The following is a 21880-nucleotide window of genomic DNA, read 5'->3' as shown; positions in this document are numbered from 1 at the left end:
CGTGAACGCGCCTACGCTCGTGATCGTGCGTAAGAGGACCGTCCGGCCGTTGGCCCTGATCGCGGGCGCAGGCCTGTTGCTGACCGGCTGCGCGACCTTCGACGACACCGCCGCGAACCAGACGTACTCCTCGGCGCCGTCGATCACCCCCGAGCACGCGCCCGATCCCGGCGGAGCGGGCGGCCGCGACGCCGGGCCGCCCAAGCCCGGCGCCACCTCGCGCACGCCGATCCCGCCGCCGCAGGGCTGCAAGGACTTCGACGAGGCCGTCATCGCGACCTGCCTCGACACGGTCTCGGCCGTCGCCGGCATCCCGAGCGACGGCGCGAGCGCCAGCGCGCTCGCCGGTGAACGCAAGACCGGCCGCATCCTGCTGGTCGCCAACGGCAAGGACCCGGTCGTCATGGCCACGGTCGGAGTCGACGCGTCCGGCGACGGCGGGCTGACCGGGCTCGCGCTGTCCCCCGCGTACGCCGAGGACCAGCTGTTCTTCGCCTACATCACCACGCCGTCCGACAACCGCGTGGTCCGCCTCGCCAAGGGCCAGGCGCCGAAACCCGTGCTGACCGGCATCCCCAAGGGCGCCACCGGCAACCACGGCGCTCTCATGCGCGACGCCAAGGGCGGCCTGCTGGTCGCGACCGGCGACGCGGGCAACCCCGCCGCGGCCGCCGACCCGAACTCGCTCGCAGGCAAGATCCTGCGCATCGACGTCGCGGGGCAGCCGTTCGCGGGCAACCCGACCGCGGGCTCCGCGGTGTTCGCGAGCGGGCTGCACGCGCCGGGCGGGCTCTGCGCCTCGGACGACGGCGCCCGCCTGTGGGTCACCGACCGGCAGGCCGACAAGGACGTCATCTACCGCGTCGAGGCCGGCAAGCCGTTCACCTCGCCCGCGTGGAGCTGGCCGGAGAAGCCGGGCGTCTACGGCTGCGACGACGCGGGCCGCGCGCTCAGCGTCGCCGCCACGACGGCCGCGAACATGCAGGTGCTCCCGCTCTCGCCGGAGGGCGCGGTCACCAGCGCGCCGTTCGCCTCGTTCGACGGCAAGAAGGTCACCGGCTACGGCAGGCTCGGCCCGATCAGCCCGATCAACGCCGATTTCGCGGTGCTGGGCACGCTCAACAAAGAGGGCGGCACGCCGGTGTCCAGCGACGACCGGGTCGTGATCATCAACCGCAAGAGCGGCCAGTCGTCCATGCCCGGCAAGGACTAGGTCGTGTTTCTCGGGTCTGGTGCGTGAGAGTCGTGATCCAGGTTGTTCCTGGCGGTGCCGCGGCATCGCCCTCGTACCGGGTTGTACTCGGGTGATGCCGCGGTGCCGCCAGGGGCGACCTGGGCGCGGCTATCGCGTGCCCGATCCGAGAAACACGACCTAGAGCAGCATCGCCCTCGGCACTTCGACGGTGACCATCAGGTTGCCGCGGCCGCTGCCGTCCACCTCCGGGAACCCGAGCCCCGCCACGCGGACCGTCTTGCCCGACTTGATCCCGCCGGGGATGCGGATCTTGCGCACGCCGTCGAAGGTGGCGAGGTCGACGATCCCGCCGGTGCGCGCGAGGTCGGCCGCGACGGTGATCGTGCAGTGCAGGTCACGGCCGCGTCGTTCGAACTTGGCGTCGGCCAGCTCGGCGACCTCGAGGTAGACGTCACCGGCCGGTCCGCCGCCCGGCCCGACCTCGCCCTGCTCGGAGAACCGGACCCGCATGCCGTTCGTGATGCCCTGCGGCAGCCGGAAGGTCATGGTCCGCGTGGTGCGCACGCGGCCGTCACCGGCGCAGACGGCGCACGGATTCCGGATCAGCGTCCCGAACCCCGTGCACTCCTCACAGTCCAGTTCGCCGTCGAGCCCGTACCCGGAGCAGTGGGTACAACGCTCCACCACCGAGTCCGCGGACGTGCCCAGGCCCTGGCAGGAGCCGCACGTGATCGCGGTGTCGATCTTGAGCGTGTCGACCTTGCCCAGCGCCAGATCCTTCAGCGAGACATCCAGCCGGATCAGCGCGTCCTGCCCGCGCCTGGCCTTGCGCTGCGGCCACGCCGTCTTGGGCTGGGCCTTCACCGGCTGGTCGGGCTGCATCGGGATCGCCGTGTTCGCGAGGAAGACGCGATACTCCAGATCGGCCCAGTAGCGCGGGGTCTGCTTGGCGTCGGACTCACGCAGCCGCTCGAAGACGTGGTCGTAAAGCTCGTCGACGGCCACCCTGCCATCGCCGTCACGGTCGGCTTCCCCGGTGCGCAGCCCGTGGATGATCGCCTCGGTGAACCGGGAAGGTTCCGGCTCCAGCTCGAGGAACCGGTTCCCCTCCCACGCGTACTCGGTGCGGTTGGTGGCCGTCAGGATCGCCCGGCCCGAGCCCGCCAGCTGCTCTTTCGCGTCCACAGTGGCCGACGCCTTCATCCCCGGCAGCGCCGCGCCGCTGAAACAGCAGTCCAGCAACAGGATGATCGACTTGGCCCGGCACCGGCTCATCTGCTCGTGCAGGAACGCCGCCGGGATGGCCGTCGAGCCCAGCAGGTCGAGTTCGGTGTCCGCCGCCGCGAGGTAGAGCTCGCCGTCGTCGTTCTTCACGCCGTGGCACGAAATGTGCAGCACCAGCAGGTCATCGGTGCTGCGGTCGCGGAAGAACTCCTCGATCGCCCGTGTCGCCCGGTGCGCAGGCGCGTCGACGAGCTGTTTCGTCTCGAACCAGCCGATCGCCGGATCGCCCAGCACGTCGGCCAGCTCGGCGACGTCCGCACAGGGTGAGCGCAGCTCGGTGAGGCGCCCGCTGTCGTACTTGCCCGTCGCGATCAGGAGCGCGTCGCGGATCCCACTCACGCGTCAGCCGTTCTTCCGCTCCACCGACTTCAGGAAGGCTTTGACTTTCGCGTCGTGCTCTTCCGGCTTCCCGCCCGTCAGCGTCAGCTTGTGCTCACCGATCTCGATCACGACCGAACGCTTCTCATAGCGGGTGACCCACGTCCGCACGACCTGGCTGACACCCGTGACCAGCGCGGTCAGCACCGCGGAGCCACCGAGGCTGACAACCATGGACCCGATGTCGGTGCCCGCCCCCTTCGCGCCGTCCGGCGCGTCGGCGGCGGGCAGGCGCACGGCCTCGACATCGAGTTCCAGCAACGCTTTCCGGAGTCTCCTGGTCTCGGTGTCCAGGTCGTCGTCGCCATCGATCCGGATGTTCAGCGTTGTCATGCGCCCCCCTCGTTCGAATGAGGCGCAATCGTACTAGCCGAGCGGAGTCATCTCTATGCGCCGACCTTCCGCCGAAGAGGCGAGTCCGGCCTCGGCGAGCTGGATTCCGCGTGCCGCCGCGTAGAAGTCGTAAGCGTGCGGGCGCCCGGCGACCACGTCGCGGACGAAAACTTCCCACTGTGCCTTGAACCCGTTGTCGAATTCCGCGTTGTCGGGCACCTCCGCCCACTGGTCACGGAACTGTTCCGTGGCGGGCAGATCGGGGTTCCACACCGGTTTCGGTGTGGCCGAGCGATGCTGCACGCGGCACTTCCGCAGGCCCGCGACGGCGCTGCCCTCGGTGCCGTCCACCTGGAACTCGACCAGCTCGTCCCGGTTGACACGCACGGCCCACGACGAGTTGATCTGCGCGATGATCCCGTTCTCCAGCTCGAAGATCCCGTACGCCGCGTCGTCGGCGGTCGCCGGATACTCGAGGCCCTGCTCGTCGACGCGGGACGGGATGTGCGTGACCGCGCGCGCGGTCACCGCCTCGACCCGGCCGAAGAGGTTCTCCAGCACGTAGTTCCAGTGGCAGAACATGTCGAGCACGATTCCGCCGCCGTCCTCGGACCGGTAGTTCCAGCTCGGTCGCTGCGCGGTCTGCCAGTCGCCCTCGAACACCCAGTAGCCGAATTCCCCGCGCACGGAAAGGATCCGGCCGAAGAAGCCGCCGTCGATGAGCCGTCGCAGTTTGAGAAGCCCTGGCAGGAACAGTTTGTCGTGCACGACGCCGTGCACCACACCGGCGTCGTCGGCGAGCCTGCCGAGCGCGAGCGCGTCGGCGACCGACTCGGCGACCGGCTTCTCGGAGTAGATGTGCTTGCCTGCCGCGATGGCCGCCCGCACGGCCTTTTCACGCGCGGACGTGATCTGCGCGTCGAAGTACACCGTCGCCGTGTCGTCCGACAGCGCGTTGTCGAGGTCGGTCGTCCAGCGTTCCAGCCCGTGCCGCTGGGCCAGTTCCTTCAGCTTCGTCTCGTTGCGGCCCACCAGGATCGGGTCGAGCTGCACGCGCCGCCCGTCGGGCAGTTCGACACCGCCCTGCTCGCGGATCGCGAGCACCGAACGGACCAGATGCTGGCGATAGCCCATCCGGCCGGTGGCGCCATTGAGAATGACCCCCAAAGTGGGCTGCGTCATGCCGGTCACCTTTCCTGTCCACTGAAGGGGATCTCGTATTCCGCGCGACGGCCGCACATGCCGAAGCCGTCGCGTTTGGCCGGTTCGGCGACTTGCACGCCCGCGTGCGCGAGATGGCTCGCGTCGCCGTTCACGAGCGCCTTGAGGTGCTCGCCGGTCAGTTCGGCCGCGGCGAGCGCGCCCGCGCGCCACCGGGGGAACCACTGCTCGACCTTCGGCTGGACCAGCGCCACGGCCGCGGTCTGGAACGCGGTGAACGGCTCGCTGTCGCCGTCTCGCAACGCGTCCCTGATCGGGAGGTAACCGCTGATCGCCAGGTCACGACGTTTGCGCGCCTGGTCTTCGTCGTGGGGCGGCGCGGCCGCTTTTGCGTACTCATCCGCGTCGGCGAGCACCTCCGGCGGGAAGGTGAACACCGCGTCGCCCGCCTCGGGCAGGCCGCTGTTCTGCATGAGCACGGTGATCCGGAGGTCATCGCGCTGGACCATGCGATGCACGGTGCCCGGCGAGAACCAGGCGATCACGCCCGCTTCGAGTTCGGTCTCGCGGTAGCCGTCGGCACCCAGCGTCTGCACCGCGCCGTGGCCGCCGGTGACGACGTACGCCTCGGTGCACGCGAGATGCACATGCGGGCTGCCGCCGCAGACGCCGTCCGCCGCCTCCCACGGGTACGCGCGCAGATGGGAAAGCCCGATCGCGCCTGGCAAAGGAAAAGTCATCAGCCCCACCCATGTGACTTGAGATAGACCTCGACGCGGTCACGGTCCCAGCCGCCGTCCGCGACGATCACCCGGTAGCGATAGGAGAAACTCTCGCCGGGCGGCAGTTCGAACTCCTCGAAGAACGCCCACGAGATCGCCACCATCGGCGTGACATCGGAGCGCACGAACCAGTGCGACTCGTGGATCGCGTCCGCGTTTTCGGGCGCGTGCGCGAAAACAAGGGTCGACTTGGCGTCGAAGGCGTCGTGCTCACCGACGAACGCGAGCCACGGCGCCTGCTTGCCCATCATCTCCTCGGCGCCGTCGGGGCCGAACACCGCGCCGCCGCTGAAATCACGCGGGCCACGCCAGTGCAGTCCGGTGTATCCGGCCAGCTCACGGCCCGCGGTCGTCGGGCTGCCGAACCTGAGCGGCTCGTCACACAGGTTCGTGAGCTTGATCGACCAATCGAGCGCCCAGGAGCCCTCTTCCGGCTCGACCGAGTGCACCACGAGGTCGCGTTGCTCGCTCGCCCAGTGCTCGCCGCCGTTCTCGATCCAGGTGAGCCGCTCGCAGATGGTCAGTTTCTCGTCCTCGACGATGAAATCGTCGAACGCGTCATGGCGCATCCGGCCGATCTTGTCCGGCAGATCCTGGTACCAATCGCCGGGCACATACGTCCAGCCACCCCAGAAATTCTGGCCGGACAGATGACTCGACGTCATCTGGATGCCCTTGTGCCACCGGTGATCGGCGGGCCGGTACCCGGAGACGAGACTGCCCTGGAGGGTCCGGATCGGGTGAGCATAAGGCTTCTGCGCTTCATAGGCGACGGGATCCGGTTTGTACACATAGGACAGCAGCTCGACACCGAGCGCTTCGACGGTGATCTTCTCGCCATGGCGGTGGGTGACGGTGATCTTCTCGGTCACGTTGTCACGCCTTCCCTGATCCGGCCGTCCATCGAGCGATAGAACGGGTCGCCGGAGGTGATCTCGCCGTGGCGCACGGTCCGCCCGGTGAACGCGGACTTGTACAGCGAGGCGGTGGCCGGCGTGACGCCAGCTTCCCGCGCGAACGTGCCGCCCCTGGCCTCGTCGATGTCGACGGCCACTACGAGGTCTATGTCCGTTTCGCGGGCTCGGAAAGCGATCAAATGAACATCGGCGATGCCGCCGGTGCCGATGAGCGCGGCGCGTAAGCGCTTTCTCGCAGTCACCAGTGCACCTCCGGTCGATCGGGATGCCCCGACGGTAACCAGAAAGCGCTTTCAGAAGCAACCCGCGAATGAAGGACTTGTGAGTGTTGCCGACGGTGAGAACCGTCGGGAACACTCACGAGTCCTTGAGCGGAACCTTCTTCTTGGGCGCACGGTACTCCTCGCGCGCCGCCCGCGCGTCCAAGATCGCCGCGGCCAGGCTCACGATCGTGCAGGCCAGCGCGAGGTAGCGCCCGTACGACGGCGTGATCGCGATCCCGCCGGCCTCGAACAACGCGCGCTGTTCACTCCCGAACTGCCAGCCGATGGCGTACCAGCCCGCGACCATCAGCAGCAGGTTCCCTGCCGACGCCACCAGCCACAGCGCGGGCAGCCCGCTCACCCTGGCCTTGCGGACCTGCCCGAAGAGCGCGACCGCCAGTCCGGTCAGCAGCAGCAGGATCGGCGGGCACCACGCGAAGAAATCCGACTTCCACGCGTCACGCACGACGTCGTCGGCCGGCAGCGCGCGCAGCGCCGACTCGATCTCGGGCGACGCCGCGCTCAGCGTGGTCCACGGCAGGAACAGCGTCCCCGCCGCGAGCAGGCCTGCGCCGAAGCCGACCCACTCGCGCCAGGAGACGCTTCCGACCTTGAACGTCAACTTCCGGAACCGACCCGCTCGATGATCAGCTCACGCACGCGCTTGGCGTCGGCCTGGCCCTTCGTGGCCTTCATGACCGAGCCGACGATCGCGCCCGCGGCCGCCACCTTGCCGTCGCGGATCTTGCCCGCGATGTCCGGCTGCGCGGCGAGCGCCTCGTCGATGGCGGCGAGCAGCGCGGAGTCGTCGGAGACGACCTTGAACCCACGCTTCTCGACGACCTCGCGCGGCGAGCCCTCGCCGTCGAGCACCCCGGTCGCGACCTGCTTGGCCAGCTTGTTGGTGAGCTCGCCGGAGTTGACCAGCGCGATGATCTCGGCGACCTGCGCCGGGGTGATCGGCAGCGCGTCGAGGTCGACCTCGCGGGTGTTGGCCTCCTGTGCCAGCGTGGCGACCCACCAGGCACGCGCCTCGGCGGACGTGGCGCCCGCGTCGACCGTGGCGGCGATCAGGTCGACCGCGCCGAGGTTGAGCAGGTCGCGCAGCTCGGCGTCGCTGAGCTGCCACTCCTCCTGGATGCGCTTGCGGCGCACCGCGGGCATCTCCGGCAGGGTGCCGCGCAGCTCGTCGACCCACTCGCGCGACGGCGCGATCGGGACCAGGTCGGGCTCCGGGAAGTACCGGTAGTCCTCGGCGGTCTCCTTGGTGCGGCCGGACGCGGTCGAGCCGTCAGCCTCCTGGAAGTGCCGGGTCTCCTGCTTGATGCTGCCGCCGTCGGCGAGTATCGCCGCCTGCCGGGTCATCTCGTAGCGCACCGCGCGCTCGACCGACCGCAGCGAGTTCACGTTCTTGGTCTCGGTGCGCGTGCCGAACTCGGTCGCGTCCTTGGCCATGAGCGAGACGTTGGCGTCGCAGCGCAGCGAGCCCTGGTCCATCCGGACGTCGGACACGTCGAGCGCCTTGAGCAGGTCACGCAGCGCGGAAACGTACGCGCGAGCGACCTCGGGCGCGCGCTCGCCGGTGCCCTCGATCGTCTTGGTGACGATCTCGATCAACGGCACGCCTGCGCGGTTGTAGTCGAGCAGCGAGTGCTCCGCGCCGTGGATCCGCCCGGTCGCGCCGCCGACGTGCAGCGACTTCCCGGTGTCCTCTTCCATGTGCGCGCGCTCGATCTCGACGCGCACGATCTCGCCGTCGTCGAGTGTGACGTCGAGGTAACCGTTGAAGGCGATCGGCTCGTCGTACTGCGAGGTCTGGAAGTTCTTCGGCATGTCCGGGTAGAAGTAGTTCTTCCGGGCGAACCGGCACCACTCGGCGATCTCGCAGTTCAGCGCGAGGCCGATGCGGATGGCGCTCTCCACCGCCTTGCCGTTGACCACCGGCAGCGAGCCGGGCAGGCCGAGGCAGGTCGGGCAGGTGTGCGTGTTCGGGTCACCGCCGAAGACGTTCTCGCAGCCGCAGAACATCTTGGTGTTCGTGGACAGCTCCACGTGCACCTCGAGCCCGAGCACCGGGTCGAAACGCTCGATCACCTCGGCGTAGTCCATCAGTTCAGCCACGGCGGTCACGCCTTTCCTCCCAGCTCCGGAACCTGGTGGATCAGCGCGCCACCAGCTGCGTCGTTGCGCGCGACCTCGTACGCGGCGCCGACGCGGTACAGCCTGTCGTCGGCGAGCGACGGGGCCATGATCTGCAGGCCGACCGGCAGGCCGTCCTCATCGGACAGTCCACTCGGGACACTCATGGCGGCGTTGCCCGACAGGTTCGACGGGATGGTGCACAGGTCCGCCAGGTACATGGCCATCGGGTCGTCGACCCGCTCACCGATCTTGAACGCGGTGGTCGGCGTCGTCGGCGACACCAGCACGTCCACCTTCTCGAACGCGGCGTCGAAGTCGCGTGAAATCAGCGTCCGCACCTTCTGCGCCGAGCCGTAGTAGGCGTCGTAGTAACCGGACGAGAGCGCGTAGGTGCCAAGCATGATCCGGCGCTTGACCTCGGGGCCGAAGCCCTTTTCCCTGGTCAGCGACATGACCTCTTCGGCGCTGTGCGCGCCGTCGTCCGACACGCGCAGGCCGTAGCGCATGGCGTCGAACCTGGCGAGGTTCGACGAGCACTCGCTCGGCGCGATCAGGTAGTACGCGGGCAGCGCGAGGGTGAACGCCGGGCAGGACACCTCGACGACCTCGGCGCCGAGCGCGCGCAGCTGCTCGACGGCCGCCTCGAAGGAGCGGGTGACGCCCGGCTGGTAGCCGTCGCCGCCGAACTCCTTGACCACGCCGACGCGCACGCCCTTGAGGTCGCCCTTCATGCCTTCGCGGGCCGCGGCGACGACCGGCGGGACCGGCGCGTTGATCGAGGTCGAGTCCATCGGGTCGTACCCGCCGATGACCTCGTGCAGCAGCGCGGCGTCGAGCACCGTCCGGGCACAGGGACCGGCCTGGTCGAGCGAGGACGAGAAGGCGATGAGGCCGTAGCGCGACACGCCGCCGTAGGTCGGCTTCACGCCGACGGTGCCGGTGACGGCGCCGGGCTGGCGGATCGAGCCGCCGGTGTCGGTGCCGATGGCCAGCGGGGCCTCGAACGCCGCGAGCGACGCCGACGAGCCACCGCCGGAGCCGCCGGGGATGCGCGAGTGGTCCCACGGGTTGTGCGTCGGGCCGTACGCCGAGTTCTCGGTGGAGGAGCCCATCGCGAACTCGTCCATGTTGGTCTTGCCGAGGATGACGACACCGGCCTCGCGCAGCTTGCGCGTGACGGTGGCGTCGTACGGCGGGACCCAGCCTTCGAGCGTGCGCGAACCGGCCGTGGTCGGCATGTCCGTGGTGGTCAGCACGTCCTTGAGCGCGAGCGGCACACCGGCGAGCGGCGACGCCGGCTTCTCCGACTCGTCGACCGCGCGGGCGGCGGCGAGCGCGCCCTCGGCGTCGACGTGCAGGAAGGCGTGCACGTGCTCGTCGATCTTGGCGATCCGGTCCAGGTGCGCCTGTGCGACCTCGACGGCCGACACCTCACGCTGCTGGATCTTCTCGGCCAGCTCGGCGGCCGTGAGCTTGATGAGATCGGTCACTGTTCCTCCCCCAGAATGCGCGGCACGCGGAACCGGCCCTCTTCCTCGGCTGGCGCCCCGGAGAGCGCCTGCTGCTGCGACAGGCTCGGCTTCACGACGTCCTCACGGAACACGTTCGTCAGCGGGACGGCGTGTGAGGTCGGCGGGATTTCCTGGTCGGCCACCTGGCCGACCTTGGCGACGGCGTCGAGGATCTGGTCGAGCTGACCTGCGAAAACGTCCAGTTCCTCGTCGGTGACGGCCAGCCTGGCCAGCTTGGCGAGATGCGCGACTTCGTCGCGGGAGATCGTGGGCACGCGGATAACCTCTGGTGTGCGCTGTTCTCGGGCTTATCGGAAGCCACGAGTCTATGGGTCGAGCTCAAACCGTTAGTTCCCGGTGTACGGACTGAGAGCCCGTTCATAACCCCGGTCTGCCACAATCGTCGCCCGGCGAGCGCGTTCCCAGCACCAGGCCGGGACGCCGAAGAGTTTCGCAAAGAGTGAGAGGGGCTCGTGTTGTCGTTCCTCATCCGGGTGCAGCTGCCGGACAGCCCGGGGACACTGGGCGCGGTGGCCACCGCACTCGGCACGATCGGCGCGGACATACTGAGCGTCGACGTGGTCGAGCGCGGCAGCGGCATAGCCATCGACGACCTGGTGGTCGAGCTTCCCTCCGGCAGGCTCCCCGACGCGCTCATCACCGCTGCCGAAAGCGTCGAAGGGGTCGAGGTCGACGCGGTCCGCCCCTACGCGGGCGTGCTGGACACCCACCGCGAGCTCGAGCTCGTCGAGGAGATCGCCGCCCAGCCCAAGATGGGCCTGCACATCCTCGCCGAGGGCGTCCCCCGCATCATCCGCGCCGGCTGGTCACTGGTGGTCGAACACGGCGAAGGCGGCATCCACCGCCTCGCGGCCTCCTCGGCGGCGCCCGAGGTCCCGATCACCCACCTGCCCTGGCTCCCCCTCGAGCGCGCGACGGTCTTGGACGGCGAGGAGTCCTGGGTCCCGGAGACCTGGCAGGAGCTGGGCACGGAACTCGCGGCCACCCCACTCGGCAAGCCCGGCAAGGCACTGCTGGTCGGCCGCCCCGGCGGCCCCCTCTTCCGCGCGGCCGAAGTCGCCCGCCTGGCCCACTTCGCGGGCATCGTCTCGGTCGTCCTGGACTCCTGAGGGTCGTGAGTGGTACGGCCGGTTCTCACCGGCGTAAACACTCACGACCCCAGCCCGCCTCAGCACCAGATGCGGGCCTTGAGGATCTTGGCGGGCAGCACCGGCGCCCCGTCGACCGGGGTTCCCGGTGAGGACGGGTCCGGCTGGATGCCGCCAGCGGCGATCTTGTCGAGCGTGTGAAGGCCCTCGGCGTCGACCGTGCCGAAGATCGTGTAGTTCGGGCGGAGCGCCGAGTCGCCGTAGACCACGAAGAACTGGCTGCCGTTGGTGGCCGGGCCCGCGTTGGCCATCGCGAGCACGCCGCGGGCGTAGACGCGGCGTGCGCCGGTCGGGTCGGTGGGTGCGGGCGGCAGGTCGGTCGGGAGCTCGTCCTTGTACTTGTAGCCGGGGCCGCCCTCGCCGGTGCCCGACGGGTCGCCGCACTGCAGGACCTTCAACGTCGGGTAGGCCGTCAGGCGGTGGCATGTGGTCATGTCGTAGAACCGGTGCTTCGTCAGGTGCAGGAAGCTCTGCACCGTGCACGGGGCCTGCTTGCGGTTCAGCGTCAGGCCGATGTCGCCCTGGCTGCCCTTCAGTTTCACTGCCACGGTGCCCCACGACGGCGTGTGGCGGGGGTCCGGCGGCAACGGGACCGGGCGCGACGCGGGCTCGTCAGGCGTCTCGGTGTACTGGCACGGGCCCTTGGTGACCTTGGGCGGCGGGGTGTCGGCCGAGGCCACCCCCGTCAAGGTCAAGGTGGCGAGCACGGAGACAGCGGCAACAGCGACCGTACGGAGCACGGACGTCCCTCCCAGCTTCGGCAACGAAACTCGGGAAGTATAGGGCGGTTTTTCCCCGCCAAAGTCGTTAACCGCGCAAATCCGCGACCAGGCGATCGGCCGCCGAGTACGGATCGAGCGCGCGCTCGACGACCGAGGACGCCAGCTCGGCCAGCCGGTCGCCGCGCACGTCGACCAGTTCGGCGCGCAATATCTGCAACGCGATCGCCTCGACCTCGGACCGGGCGCGTGCGGCGCGGCGCTGGGCGAGCTCACCCCGCGAAGAGAGCCAGGCGTGGTGTTCTTCCAGAGACTTCACGACGTCGTCGACGCCTTCGCCGCGCGAGGCGACCGTCGGCAGGATCGGCTGGCGCCAGCTCGGGCCGCGGATCTCCCTGCGGGACAACGAGATCATCTGCTTGAGATCGTGGATGGTCGCGTCGGCGCCCTCGCGGTCGGCCTTGTTGACCACGAACAGGTCGGCGATCTCCAGCACCCCGGCCTTCGCGGCCTGGATCCCGTCGCCCATGCCGGGCGCGAGCAGCACCACGGTGGTGTCGGCGAGCTTCACGACGTCCACCTCGGACTGGCCGACGCCGACCGTCTCGATCAGCACCACGTCGAACCCCGCAGCGTCGAGCACGCGCACGGCCTGCGGCGTCGCCCACGCGAGCCCGCCGAGATGCCCACGGGTGGCCATCGACCGGATGAACACGCCGGGGTCGACCGCGTGCTCGGTCATCCGGATCCGGTCGCCGAGCAGCGCGCCGCCGGAGAACGGCGACGACGGGTCGATCGCCAGCACGCCGACCCGCTTGCCCTGCCTGCGCAACGCCGTGAGCAGCGCGGACGTCGATGTCGACTTACCGACACCCGGCGGCCCGGTGAGCCCGACGATCTGGGCCCGCCCGGTGAACGGGGTCAGCGCGGCGGCGACCTCGCGCAGCTGGGGATGCGCGTCCTCGACCAGCGAGATCAGCCGCGCGATCGCGCGGGCCTGGCCGTCACGCGCACGTGAGACCAGGTCCGCGACATCGAGCTCCAAGGGCATCTACGGGACGCGAATCAGCAGCGCGTCACCCTGGCCGCCGCCACCGCACAGCGCGGCCGCGCCGAGCCCGCCACCGCGGCGGCGCAGCTCGTGCACCAGGTGCACGGCGAGCCGGGCGCCGGATGCGCCGATCGGGTGGCCCAGCGCGATCGCGCCGCCGTCGACGTTGACCTTCGAGGCGTCGAGGCCCAGCTTGTCCGACGAGACCAGGCCGACGGCCGCGAACGCCTCGTTGATCTCGACCAGGTCGAGCGCGTCGGCGGTCAGGCCCGCCTTCGACAGCGCGGCGAGTATCGCGTTCGACGGCTGCTCGTGCAGGCTCGCGTCCGGTCCGGCGACCACACCGTGCGCGCCGATCTCGGCGAGCGGGGTGATGCCGAGTTTCTCGGCCATGGCGGGGCTGGCGACCACTACGGCGGCGGCGCCGTCGGAGATCTGCGAAGCCGAGCCCGCGGTGATCGTGCCGTCGGAGGCGAACGCCGGGCGCAGCTTCGCGAGGCTCGCGGCGGTCGTGTCGGCGCGGACACCTTCGTCGGTGTCGAAGACGACCGGGTCACCCTTGCGCTGCGGGATCGAAACCGGCGCGATCTCGGCGGTGAACCGGCCTTCGGCGATCGCGGCGGCGGCGCGCTGGTGCGAGCGCGCGGAGAACTCGTCCTGCTGCTCGCGGGTGATGCCGTAGCGGGTGTTGTACTTCTCCGTCGACGAACCCATCGCGACCTGGTCGAACGCGCAGAACAGGCCGTCGTAGGCCATGTGGTCGACGAGCGTGGTGTCGCCGTACTTGAACCCGGAGCGCGACTTCGGCAGCAGGTGCGGCGACTGCGTCATCGACTCCTGGCCACCGGCCACGATCAGCTCGAACTCACCGGCGCGGATCAGCTGGTCCGCGAGCGCGATGGCGTCGAGCCCGGACAGGCAGACCTTGTTGATGGTCAGCGCCGGCACACTCATCGGGATGCCCGCGGCGACAGCGGCCTGGCGGGCGGGGATCTGGCCCGCGCCGGCGGTGAGCACCTGGCCCATGATCGTGTACTGCACGGCATCCGGCGAGACACCGGCCTGCTCCAGCGCGGCCTTGATGGCCACGCCGCCGAGCTGGGCTCCGGTGAAGTCCTTCAGGGATCCGAGCAGACGTCCGATCGGGGTGCGGGCGGCACCCAGGATCACGGAACCGGACACGACTTCCTCCAAGCATCGGCGCACGGCGGTCTCCACGGACCATACCGGGCATTCACCTCTCTGAATTGACACAGTGTGAGGGGCGGCACCTAATGTTCCCCGCATGAACGACGCGCTGAAGCCCTACGTGACGGCCATCGACCACGTCGGCATCGCCGTGCCCGACCTCGACGCCGCGATCGCCTTCCACACCGAGAATTTCGGGCTGGAGGTCGGCCACGAGGAGGTCAACGAAGAGCAGGGTGTCCGCGAGGCCATGCTCTACGCGCCCGGTGGCGGCGGCACCGCGATCCAGCTGCTCGCGCCGCTGCGCGAGGACTCCGCGATCGGCAAGTTCATCGCGAAGAGCGGACCGGGGCTCCAGCAACTGGCCTACCGGGTGTCCGATGTGGACGCCGCGGCCGAAGCGCTGCGCGCCAAGGGCCTGCGCCTGCTCTACGACGCGGCCAAGCGCGGCACGTCGAACAGCCGGGTCAACTTCGTGCACCCCAAGGACGCGGGCGGCGTGCTCGTCGAACTGGTGGAGCCTGCCGCTCACTGAGCTTTCGCGGTGAGGGCGTCGGCGATGAACGCCAGCTCTTGTTCCAGCTCACCGGGGATGTCGTCGTCGCTGTGCCGCGCGACGGAATGCCGGTAGCTGACCGCGCGCGCCAGCAGCCCGGACGCGCTGTCGATGTCGGCGCGTTCGAGCCTGCAGCCCGCGGCGGCGACGATCACCGCGCGCACCTGCCGGACCAGCGCCTGGAACCGCTCGTGCAGCGCGTCGCGGACCGCGAGATGCGTGTCCGCTTCGCGCCACAGCAGGTGGGAAAGCATGCGCGAACCGCTCAGCCTGCGGTCGAGCTCGACGACGAGCCCGCGCAGGCTGCTCGCGATGTCGCCGGGCACGACGACGTTCTCCGGCTCGACGCGCTCGTCGGGCAGCCGCTCGACGAGCGCGGTGAGCAGATCGGGCTTGCGACGGAAGTAGTAGTGGACGAGACCCTTGGGCACGCCGGCGCGCTCGGCGATGCGTGAGGTCGGGGTGGCGTCGAAACCGGACTCGGCGAAAAGCTCTTCCGCAGCGAGCAGGATGCGCTCTTTCGCCGAGTCGTCGTTCATCGGATCAGTCTTTCAGTTTTCAGTGCGAACCGGCCATCTTGTGCGCCGCGTTGGCGACGGGCACAGCGGCCGCGCCGACCACGATGGTCAGCACACCGACGATCCACGCGGTCCAGGCGGCACCGTTGAACTCGGTGTAGCTCAGCACCCACGGTGACAGGAACAGCAGGGCGCCGAACACGATCTGCGCGCCTTCGCCGTAGACCATCCCCGGCCTCGCCAGCGAGGCCAGACCGTCGAGTGCGATGAGCGCGCCGAGCACGATCATCGTCCACATGGCGGTGTTGTCGGTGTCCATCCAGAGTGGCGACAGTGCGGCAACCACCCCGAGCAGCACTTCCGCCCAGTCATGCGGGCGCATCCACGGACGGGTCGAAGTTTCGGTCATCTTTGTTCACCTCCGCCTCCGATGCTCCGCTTGATTGGCCGCCCGGTCAAATAACACTTCGGCACGACAGAGTGCTTCACGTCTCGTACTGTTGTGATCGCGAGTTACCGACCAGTAATTTTGTTCGCCAACGCCGCAACCACTCCCCGTGGAGGTTCCGATGACGCAGCTCGGCGAGATCCAGCAGGCCATCCTGACCGGTGAACTCGACGCGGTCGGGTCGCTGGCCGTGCCGGAGAGCTACCGGGGTGTCACCGTGCACGCGGACGAGACCGACATGTTCGAAGGGCTCGACTCCCGCGACAAGGACCCGCGCAAGTCGCTGCACCTCGACGAGGTCCCGGTGCCCGAACTCGGCCCCGGCGAGGCGCTCGTCGCCGTGATGGCCAGCGCCATCAACTACAACACCGTGTGGACGTCGATCTTCGAACCGGTGTCGACCTTCAAGTTCCTCAAGCGCTACGGCAAGCTCTCGCCGCTTTCCAAGCGCCACGACCTGCCGTATCACGTGGTCGGCTCCGACCTGTCCGGCGTCGTGCTGCGCACCGGCGTCGGCGTGCACAACTGGAAGCCGGGCGACGAGGTCGTCGCGCACTGCCTCAACGTCGAGCTGGAGAGCCCGGACGGGCACAACGACACGATGCTCGACACCGAGCAGCGCATCTGGGGCTTCGAGACCAACTTCGGCGGGCTCGCCGAGATCGCGCTCGTCAAGGCCAACCAGCTGATGCCGAAGCCGGATCACCTCACCTGGGAAGAGGCCGCCTCCCCCGGGCTCGTCAACTCGACCGCGTACCGCCAGCTGGTCTCGCGCAACGGCGCCGACATGAAGCAGGGCGACGTCGTGCTCATCTGGGGCGCGTCCGGTGGATTGGGCTCCTACGCCACGCAATACGCGCTCAACGGCGGCGCGATCCCGGTTTGCGTCGTCTCCAGCCCGGAAAAGGCGGAAATCTGCCGGAAACTCGGCGCGGAGCTGGTGATCGACCGCAACGCCGAGGGTTACAAGTTCTGGAAGGACGAGCACAACCAGGATCCCAAGGAATGGCAGCGGTTCGGCGCGAAGATCCGCGAACTGACCGGCGGCGAGGACCCGGACATCGTGTTCGAGCACCCCGGCCGTGAAACGTTCGGCGCGTCGGTTTACGCCGCGCGCAAGGGCGGCACGATCGTCACCTGCGCCTCGACGTCGGGCTATATGCACCAGTTCGACAACCGGTACCTGTGGATGAACCTCAAGCGGATCATCGGCTCCCATTTCGCGAACTACCGCGAGTCGTGGGAGGCGAACAGGTTGATCGCCAAGGGTTTGATCCATCCCACACTGTCCAAGACGTACGCACTGGAGGACACCGGCCAGGCCGCGCTCGATGTGCACCGGAATGCCCACCAGGGCAAGGTCGGCGTGCTCGCGCTGGCACCGGAAGAAGGCCTCGGTGTGCGCGATCAGGCAATGCGGGAAAAGCACCTCGACAAGATCAACGCATTCCGGGGCGCGTGAATTCTCGCCAGGGTGCTCACCCGGTCGTGACCGGCTTCCGGCTACGGTAGGGGAATGAGCCTTGGCGATGAACGGGAGCTTGTGCCGCTGGGCGCCGGTTTCGACCTGGCGAAGCGTGGCTATCACCGTGCGCAGGTCGACGAGCACCTCGAACGGCTCGACGCCGATCTGAAGATGCTCGCGGCCGACCGCGACGCGGCGATCTCGCAGTCCGGCGATCTGGCGCGGCAGCTCGAAGTGGCGCGCGGCGAGATCAGGGATCTGCGTGGCCAGGTCGAGCGCCTCGCGCAGCCGCCGACGAGCATCGAGGGGCTTTCCGAGCGCCTGCAACGGATGTTGCGCCTCGCGCAGGACGAGGCCGCCGACACCAAGGCGCGCGCGGAGGCCGAGGCCGGGCACATCAGGGCCAAGGCCGAGACCGACGCGAGCGCCATGCGTGCCCGGTACGAGCAGTTGCTGAACGAGCTCGACGCGCGCCGCAAGGAAATGGAGGCCGAGCACCGCGGCGTCCTCGACAAGGCGCGCGCCGAGGTCGAGCGGCTCGACGCCGAGGCAGAGGCCCGGCGCAACCAGATCGAAGAGGACTTCGAGATCGCCATGGCCTCGCGCCGTACCGAGGCGATGCGCGTGCTGGCCGAGCAGGAAGCGGCCAGCAAGGCCGAGGCCGCGCGCCGCGTCCGCGAGGCGACAGACGACGCGGCCAGGATCCGCGCCGAGGTGCTCGACGAGGAGACCAAGGCGAAGGCCGAGATCGAGAAGCGGCGCCGCGAATCGGTCGAAGACGCCAACAAGCGCAAGCAGGACTCGATCACCGAGGCCAACGCCAGGCTCGCCGAGGCGTCCGACGAGAGCCACCGCCGCGTCCGCGAGGCCACGGAGGAGTCCAACCGCCGGATCAATCAGGCCGCCGAGCGCGTCGAGGTGCTGCGCAAGGTCCGCGCGAGCCTCGCCGAGCAGGTACGCGCCGCGCGCGTGTCACTGAGCGAAGCCAGCACGGTACTGGGCGAAACCGGACCGATCGCGGAGAAGGCCGCCGAGATCATGAACCCCGACTCGCAGGCCACCGTGCGCATCTCGAAAGCCTCCGTACCTGCGGCGAAGCCCGCACCCAAGCCAGCGGGAGCGGCGAAACCAACTGGCGAGTAACCTTCGTCCCGACCAGAGGGATACGGCTCGCCAGGAGGACTCAATGCCCGCCTATCAGACCGTGGTCGTCGGCACCGACGGCTCCGAGACCTCGTTCGCCGCGGTGGACCGCGCGGCCGGTGTCGCCGCCGACGCGGGCGCGACGCTGGTGATCGCGTGCGCGTACCACCCGGCCAGCCGTGGCGACGTGGACAAGGCGCAGGACGTGCTCCGCGAGGAGGCGTACCAGGTGGTGGGCTCCGCGCCCGCCGAGGACACGCTGCTCTCCGCCCGCGACCGCGCCGCCAAGGCGGGCGCGTCGAAGATCGAGACCGTCGCCATCGAAGGCGACCCCGTGGTTTCGCTGCGCCAGGTCGCGGCCGACCACAAGGCCGACCTGCTCGTGGTGGGCAACCGGGGGCTGAACAGCCTCGCCGGGCGCATCCTGGGCTCGGTGCCGTCCGAGGTGGCCCGCAAGTCCGGCGTCGACGTGCTCATCGTGCACACGACGTGAGCGAGCCCGATCCCGACGAACTCCAGCAGCGGCTCGAAAAGGTCCTGCTGGGCGGGCGGCGCCGCTACACCCGCCTCGAAGTGGCCGAGAAGACCGGCGTGCCGGAAGAACGCGCACGCCGGCTCTGGCGCGCGCTGGGTTTCGCGACGGTCAACGACGACGAGGTGGTGTTCACCGACGCCGACGTCGACGTGCTCAAGACGGCCGACCAGCTGGTCAACTCCGGCCTGGTCGACCCGAGCATGGAGGTCGCGGTGACTCGCGCGCTCGGCCAGCACCTGTCGCGCCTCGCGGAGTGGCAGGTGCTCATGCTGCGCCAGCTCATCACCGAGAACCCAGAGCTGGCCAAAAGCGAGCGCCAGATCGCCCGTCTGGTCGAGCGGCTGCTGCCCGAACTGGAGCGTGTCCAGAGCTTCGTCTGGCGGCGGCATCTGGCCGCCTACGCGGGGCGTGCGCTCGTCGCGACCGACGAAGAGGTCGAAGCGGGCCTGCAGGTGGTCGGCTTCGTCGACATGGTCGGCTACACCAGGCTGACCAGGCAGGTCGACGAGGCCGAGCTGAGCGCGGTGCTCGACGCGTTCGAGATGGTCACCACGGAGGTCATCGCCGAGCACCACGGCCGCGTCGTCAAGATGATCGGCGACGAGGTCCTCTTCGTCTGCGACTCCCCCGCCGACGCCGCCGAGATCGCGCTCACGCTGGCCGAGCGCACCGCCGAGGACGAGGAACTGCCCGCCGTCCGCGCCGGCTTGGCGTCCGGCCGGGTCTTGTCGCGCTTCGGCGACGTCTACGGCTCGGTGGTCAACCTCGCGGCCCGCCTGACGTCAATAGCCCGTCCCGGCACGATCCTGATCGACAAGGAACTGGCCTCAGCGCTGGCCGACGACCCCGCCTACGAGATCCGCACCCGGCGCCCGGTCTCGGTCCGCGGCTACAACCGGATGCGCCCGTCCGCGCTGCGCCGGGCCCCTGACCAGCCCACCGGCAAGTTCGCCGAGTCACAGGAGATGGCAGCGGAGATGCTCGGCATCGACCCGCCACCGACCAGGCGCGGCCGCCGTCGCTGAGCGCGACCGCCCACCGCTCGACCAGGTGAATCCGGCTGCCAGGGGGCGCTTTTCCGGAGCACCTCGGCAAAACTCGGCACCGTGAACGAAGCCGACACGGCTCAGCGCACCAGCGCGCTGACCCCCGAAACCCAGGCGCGGATCGCGAAGCTGGTCGAGGACGCGCCACCGCTGAGCCCCGACCTCCGCGAACGTCTCACCCAGCTGCTGAAGGCACGCCGCTCTCAAGCCGGCTGATGGCTTCCCACTTCGGGCGACGACGTGACAAGGCCCCCGTACGACGCATAGCCTCACAAAGGCGCCCCATGTTCCGTAGCGTGCCGGTCGTAACACGCCTGTGCGCGGCGGCGACTTCCCGACACGTCTTCTGAAGAGAGGGCGACGTCGAAAGAGTCCAGCATGCGCCGCTTGCTTTTTGTCCTCCTGATCAGTGCCGGAGCGGCGATGGCGAGTTGCCGGACCAGCGGTCCCGTGACCACCACGGTGACCGTTGAGATGCCACCAGCATCCACGCCCGCTTCGGTGATCATGCCGTCCCCGACCGTTGTCGATGGCACGGTCCTGCACAAATTCGGACAGCGAATCGACGAAATGAACGGGGCGTTGCGCTACTGCCGGGAGAAGTACGACCGGTCGAACGGTGGCGATCCAATGGGATGGTTCTGCCAGCTTCCAGACCTTCAGTTCGCAAGGCTGATCGACGAGATCAGTGGGTTCGCCCAGGCTCGTAAGGACGCGGCTCGCTACGTGAACGTCATCGGCTACGGCGGGCGTGTCGCGAAGTTGCGAGACAAGGCGTTCAGCGACCATTGCCCGCGACCGGACTACATGGTGACCACAACGCAGTCGGCTTGTCTCGACCTGTGGCGTGACATTGAGAGTCAGTGGCGGTTTCTCACCAGCGAGTTGATACGACTCGACACGGCGTAGGCATGACCGATCGGCACGGGCTGGCACCTCGCTCAATCACCTCGTCGGGGCCGACTGTCAGTCATGCTTGACCTTGCCCTTGGGGACGGCCGCAGAGTCGGTGGCGACCGGGCGCCCGCCCGGGACGAGGGAGACGACCATGGACCTGCTCGCCATCGGCGCGTTCGCCAGGCTGGCCCGGCTTTCGCCGAAGGCGTTGCGGCTCTATGACGACCTGAGCCTGCTGTCACCCGTGCATGTCGATCCGGGCACCGGCTACCGCTGGTACTCGCCGGACCAGCTGCCGAGGGCTCGTCAGGTCGCCCAGTTGCGCCAACTCGACATGCCGCTCGCCCGGATCCGGAAGGTCATCGATCTCCCGGCCGACGCGGCGGCTCGCGAGCTGGCGGCTTACTGGGCGGAGCAGGAGCTGGCCGTCAAGGCCAAGCGGGAACTGGTCGGCTTCCTCATCGACCGGCTCATAGGGGAGCGAACCACCATGTATGAGGTACTTGTCCGGGAAATCCCGGCTCGCACACTGCTCAGCGTCACCGAACAGCTCACCGCCGAACAGATCGGCCCGTTCGCGGGGCCGCTCTTCGGTCTCTTCGGCGGCCCGACCGTCTCACGGCCCGAAGGCGTCGCCGGGCTGCCTTTCCTGCGCTACCACGGCGAAGTCACCAACGACAGCGACGCCGCGGTGGAGTTCTGCTGCCCGGTCGACGAAGCCGACCTCGAGGCGACGGCCGCCCGCTTCCCGGAAATGAGCACGAGCACCGAGGAAGCGACCCGCGAGGCCTACATCAGCGTGCACAAGGCGGACATGATGACCTCGCTCGGCTTCGAGTCACTGCGGCAGTGGCTCACCGACAACGGCGAGCAGGCCGTCTGGAGGCCTCGGCAGATCTTCCTGGCCGACCCGGCCGGGGTGAGCGCCGACGACCCGGTTTTCGAGCTGGCCGTCCCGCTTCGCTGAATGGGGTCGTGAGCGTTCCGGGCGGTTCTAGCCGAATGCTGGGCAGTTAAGTCTAACGTCCACAAAGGACTCAAGCGGCTGAATTTCGCCCCGCAATGTCGCATTTGCCTGCTTTTTTGGGGTGGGGTGGACGGAATGAACGGGGCGTATGTGTCGCTCAGCGTTGCGAACGCCCCGTTCGCAACGTTCAACCACCCCTGCGGCACCCGCCG

At 69.1% G+C, this 21880-nt stretch carries 25 protein-coding genes; 10 read left to right on the top strand and 15 right to left on the bottom strand.

The features are described 5' to 3' along the window. The first annotated feature begins 25 nt into the window (after positions 1 to 25). Positions 26 to 1213 carry a PQQ-dependent sugar dehydrogenase gene (locus ACFV15_RS37395; RefSeq protein WP_378356789.1) on the top strand — a complete coding sequence of 396 codons (1188 nt, stop codon included), beginning with the start codon at positions 26 to 28 and terminating at the stop codon, positions 1211 to 1213. A 159-nt stretch (positions 1214 to 1372) separates the two neighbouring features. Here ACFV15_RS37395 and ACFV15_RS37390 read toward each other — a convergent pair whose 3' ends face one another. The 10 genes from ACFV15_RS37390 to gatC all read right to left on the bottom strand — a co-directional run bounded on the left by ACFV15_RS37390 (position 1373) and on the right by gatC (position 10241). Further along, complete coding sequence (locus ACFV15_RS37390; protein ID WP_378356787.1) at positions 1373 to 2818, bottom strand: DnaJ C-terminal domain-containing protein; 1446 nt, start codon at positions 2816 to 2818, stop codon at positions 1373 to 1375. 3 nt (positions 2819 to 2821) lie between these two features. Further along, positions 2822 to 3190, bottom strand: a complete 369-nt coding sequence (locus ACFV15_RS37385; protein WP_378356785.1) for a hypothetical protein — start codon at positions 3188 to 3190, stop codon at positions 2822 to 2824. Positions 3191 to 3223: 33 nt separating this feature from the next. Next, entirely contained in the window at positions 3224 to 4372 is a 1149-nt protein-coding gene (locus tag ACFV15_RS37380) for a Gfo/Idh/MocA family protein (protein WP_378356783.1), read from the bottom strand. A gap of 5 nt (positions 4373 to 4377) precedes the next feature. Then, positions 4378 to 5091, bottom strand: coding sequence for a cupin (locus ACFV15_RS37375; RefSeq protein WP_378356781.1), 714 nt, complete (start codon positions 5089 to 5091; stop codon positions 4378 to 4380). Then, positions 5091 to 6005: a PmoA family protein gene (locus ACFV15_RS37370; protein ID WP_378356780.1), complete on the bottom strand. Its 915-nt coding sequence runs from the start codon at positions 6003 to 6005 to the stop codon at positions 5091 to 5093. Before ACFV15_RS37370 ends, ACFV15_RS37375 begins: the two co-directional genes overlap by 1 nt. Continuing rightward, a complete protein-coding gene (locus ACFV15_RS37365) occupies positions 6002 to 6292 on the bottom strand; it encodes a Gfo/Idh/MocA family oxidoreductase (protein ID WP_378356778.1) in 291 nt (96 codons plus the stop codon). Before ACFV15_RS37365 ends, ACFV15_RS37370 begins: the two co-directional genes overlap by 4 nt. A gap of 115 nt (positions 6293 to 6407) precedes the next feature. Then, positions 6408 to 6935: a hypothetical protein gene (locus ACFV15_RS37360; protein ID WP_378356776.1), complete on the bottom strand. Its 528-nt coding sequence runs from the start codon at positions 6933 to 6935 to the stop codon at positions 6408 to 6410. After that, positions 6932 to 8443 (bottom strand): Asp-tRNA(Asn)/Glu-tRNA(Gln) amidotransferase subunit GatB, encoded by a 1512-nt coding sequence (gene gatB / locus ACFV15_RS37355; RefSeq protein WP_378356774.1) that lies wholly within the window; start codon positions 8441 to 8443, stop codon positions 6932 to 6934. The genes ACFV15_RS37360 and gatB overlap by 4 nt, the downstream gene beginning before the upstream one ends. Further along, the gene (gene gatA, locus ACFV15_RS37350) at positions 8440 to 9945 is read right to left on the bottom strand and encodes an Asp-tRNA(Asn)/Glu-tRNA(Gln) amidotransferase subunit GatA (RefSeq protein ID WP_378356772.1); all 1506 of its coding nucleotides are present in this window, start codon (positions 9943 to 9945) and stop codon (positions 8440 to 8442) included. The genes gatB and gatA overlap by 4 nt, the downstream gene beginning before the upstream one ends. Then, positions 9942 to 10241: an Asp-tRNA(Asn)/Glu-tRNA(Gln) amidotransferase subunit GatC gene (gene gatC / locus ACFV15_RS37345; RefSeq protein WP_378356770.1), complete on the bottom strand. Its 300-nt coding sequence runs from the start codon at positions 10239 to 10241 to the stop codon at positions 9942 to 9944. The genes gatA and gatC overlap by 4 nt, the downstream gene beginning before the upstream one ends. A 201-nt stretch (positions 10242 to 10442) precedes the next feature. Here gatC and ACFV15_RS37340 point away from each other — a divergent pair, with 201 nt between their 5' ends. Continuing rightward, a complete protein-coding gene (locus ACFV15_RS37340; RefSeq protein ID WP_378356768.1) occupies positions 10443 to 11096 on the top strand; it encodes an amino acid-binding protein in 654 nt (217 codons plus the stop codon). 59 nt (positions 11097 to 11155) lie between these two features. Here the strand turns inward: ACFV15_RS37340 and ACFV15_RS37335 are convergent, their stop codons facing one another. The 3 genes from ACFV15_RS37335 to ACFV15_RS37325 all read right to left on the bottom strand — a co-directional run bounded on the left by ACFV15_RS37335 (position 11156) and on the right by ACFV15_RS37325 (position 14087). Further along, positions 11156 to 11875, bottom strand: coding sequence for a peptidylprolyl isomerase (locus tag ACFV15_RS37335; protein WP_378356766.1), 720 nt, complete (start codon positions 11873 to 11875; stop codon positions 11156 to 11158). Positions 11876 to 11942: 67 nt separating this feature from the next. Further along, a complete protein-coding gene (meaB, locus tag ACFV15_RS37330) occupies positions 11943 to 12905 on the bottom strand; it encodes a methylmalonyl Co-A mutase-associated GTPase MeaB (RefSeq protein WP_378356764.1) in 963 nt (320 codons plus the stop codon). Next, positions 12906 to 14087: an acetyl-CoA C-acetyltransferase gene (locus ACFV15_RS37325; protein WP_378356762.1), complete on the bottom strand. Its 1182-nt coding sequence runs from the start codon at positions 14085 to 14087 to the stop codon at positions 12906 to 12908. Positions 14088 to 14190: 103 nt separating this feature from the next. On the opposite strand from ACFV15_RS37325, the gene mce reads away from it, so the two are divergent. Continuing rightward, entirely contained in the window at positions 14191 to 14628 is a 438-nt protein-coding gene (gene mce / locus ACFV15_RS37320) for a methylmalonyl-CoA epimerase (protein ID WP_378356760.1), read from the top strand. Here mce and ACFV15_RS37315 read toward each other — a convergent pair. Then, positions 14622 to 15188 carry a TetR/AcrR family transcriptional regulator gene (locus ACFV15_RS37315; RefSeq protein WP_378356758.1) on the bottom strand — a complete coding sequence of 189 codons (567 nt, stop codon included), beginning with the start codon at positions 15186 to 15188 and terminating at the stop codon, positions 14622 to 14624. The genes mce and ACFV15_RS37315 overlap by 7 nt on opposite strands. A 19-nt stretch (positions 15189 to 15207) precedes the next feature. Further along, complete coding sequence (locus ACFV15_RS37310) at positions 15208 to 15576, bottom strand: SPW repeat protein (protein WP_378356756.1); 369 nt, start codon at positions 15574 to 15576, stop codon at positions 15208 to 15210. Positions 15577 to 15736: 160 nt separating this feature from the next. Between ACFV15_RS37310 and ccrA the strand changes: the two genes are divergently transcribed. The 7 genes from ccrA (at position 15737) to ACFV15_RS37275 (ending at position 21668) form a co-directional block, all read left to right on the top strand. After that, a complete protein-coding gene (gene ccrA / locus ACFV15_RS37305; RefSeq protein WP_378356754.1) occupies positions 15737 to 17077 on the top strand; it encodes a crotonyl-CoA carboxylase/reductase in 1341 nt (446 codons plus the stop codon). A gap of 81 nt (positions 17078 to 17158) precedes the next feature. After that, positions 17159 to 18223: a chromosome segregation protein gene (locus ACFV15_RS37300; RefSeq protein WP_378356807.1), complete on the top strand. Its 1065-nt coding sequence runs from the start codon at positions 17159 to 17161 to the stop codon at positions 18221 to 18223. A gap of 43 nt (positions 18224 to 18266) precedes the next feature. Continuing rightward, positions 18267 to 18716 (top strand): universal stress protein, encoded by a 450-nt coding sequence (locus ACFV15_RS37295; protein ID WP_378356752.1) that lies wholly within the window; start codon positions 18267 to 18269, stop codon positions 18714 to 18716. Next, positions 18713 to 19783 (top strand): adenylate/guanylate cyclase domain-containing protein, encoded by a 1071-nt coding sequence (locus tag ACFV15_RS37290; protein WP_378356750.1) that lies wholly within the window; start codon positions 18713 to 18715, stop codon positions 19781 to 19783. The genes ACFV15_RS37295 and ACFV15_RS37290 overlap by 4 nt, the downstream gene beginning before the upstream one ends. Positions 19784 to 19864: 81 nt before the next feature. Continuing rightward, a complete protein-coding gene (locus ACFV15_RS37285) occupies positions 19865 to 20020 on the top strand; it encodes a hypothetical protein (protein ID WP_378356748.1) in 156 nt (51 codons plus the stop codon). Positions 20021 to 20182: 162 nt separating this feature from the next. Then, on the top strand, positions 20183 to 20713 hold the full coding sequence (locus ACFV15_RS37280; protein WP_378356746.1) for a hypothetical protein: 531 nt from the start codon (positions 20183 to 20185) through the stop codon (positions 20711 to 20713). 139 nt (positions 20714 to 20852) lie between these two features. Continuing rightward, positions 20853 to 21668 carry a MerR family transcriptional regulator gene (locus ACFV15_RS37275; RefSeq protein ID WP_378356744.1) on the top strand — a complete coding sequence of 272 codons (816 nt, stop codon included), beginning with the start codon at positions 20853 to 20855 and terminating at the stop codon, positions 21666 to 21668. Positions 21669 to 21880 lie beyond the last annotated feature (212 nt).

Origin of the sequence: Amycolatopsis sp. NPDC059657 (assembly GCF_042734395.1) — a bacterium.
GTDB lineage: Bacteria > Actinomycetota > Actinomycetes > Mycobacteriales > Pseudonocardiaceae > Amycolatopsis.
The sequence above is the reverse complement of the archived record's forward strand: the minus strand, read 5'-3'. Positions and strand labels throughout refer to the sequence as shown.

What these genes read in the sequence shown, in the direction of transcription:
- ACFV15_RS37275 (WP_378356744.1), top strand. Translation starts at nt 20,853, where the DNA reads ATGGACCTGCTCGCCATCGGCGCGTTCGCCAGGCTGGCCCGGCTTTCG.
- meaB (WP_378356764.1), bottom strand. Translation starts at nt 12,905, where the DNA reads ATGCCCTTGGAGCTCGATGTCGCGGACCTGGTCTCACGTGCGCGTGAC.
- ACFV15_RS37310 (WP_378356756.1), bottom strand. Translation starts at nt 15,576, where the DNA reads ATGACCGAAACTTCGACCCGTCCGTGGATGCGCCCGCATGACTGGGCG.
- ACFV15_RS37315 (WP_378356758.1), bottom strand. Translation starts at nt 15,188, where the DNA reads ATGAACGACGACTCGGCGAAAGAGCGCATCCTGCTCGCTGCGGAAGAG.
- ACFV15_RS37295 (WP_378356752.1), top strand. Translation starts at nt 18,267, where the DNA reads ATGCCCGCCTATCAGACCGTGGTCGTCGGCACCGACGGCTCCGAGACC.
- ACFV15_RS37280 (WP_378356746.1), top strand. Translation starts at nt 20,183, where the DNA reads ATGCGCCGCTTGCTTTTTGTCCTCCTGATCAGTGCCGGAGCGGCGATG.
- ACFV15_RS37385 (WP_378356785.1), bottom strand. Translation starts at nt 3,190, where the DNA reads ATGACAACGCTGAACATCCGGATCGATGGCGACGACGACCTGGACACC.
- ACFV15_RS37375 (WP_378356781.1), bottom strand. Translation starts at nt 5,091, where the DNA reads ATGACTTTTCCTTTGCCAGGCGCGATCGGGCTTTCCCATCTGCGCGCG.
- ACFV15_RS37380 (WP_378356783.1), bottom strand. Translation starts at nt 4,372, where the DNA reads ATGACGCAGCCCACTTTGGGGGTCATTCTCAATGGCGCCACCGGCCGG.
- ccrA (WP_378356754.1), top strand. Translation starts at nt 15,737, where the DNA reads ATGACGCAGCTCGGCGAGATCCAGCAGGCCATCCTGACCGGTGAACTC.
- mce (WP_378356760.1), top strand. Translation starts at nt 14,191, where the DNA reads ATGAACGACGCGCTGAAGCCCTACGTGACGGCCATCGACCACGTCGGC.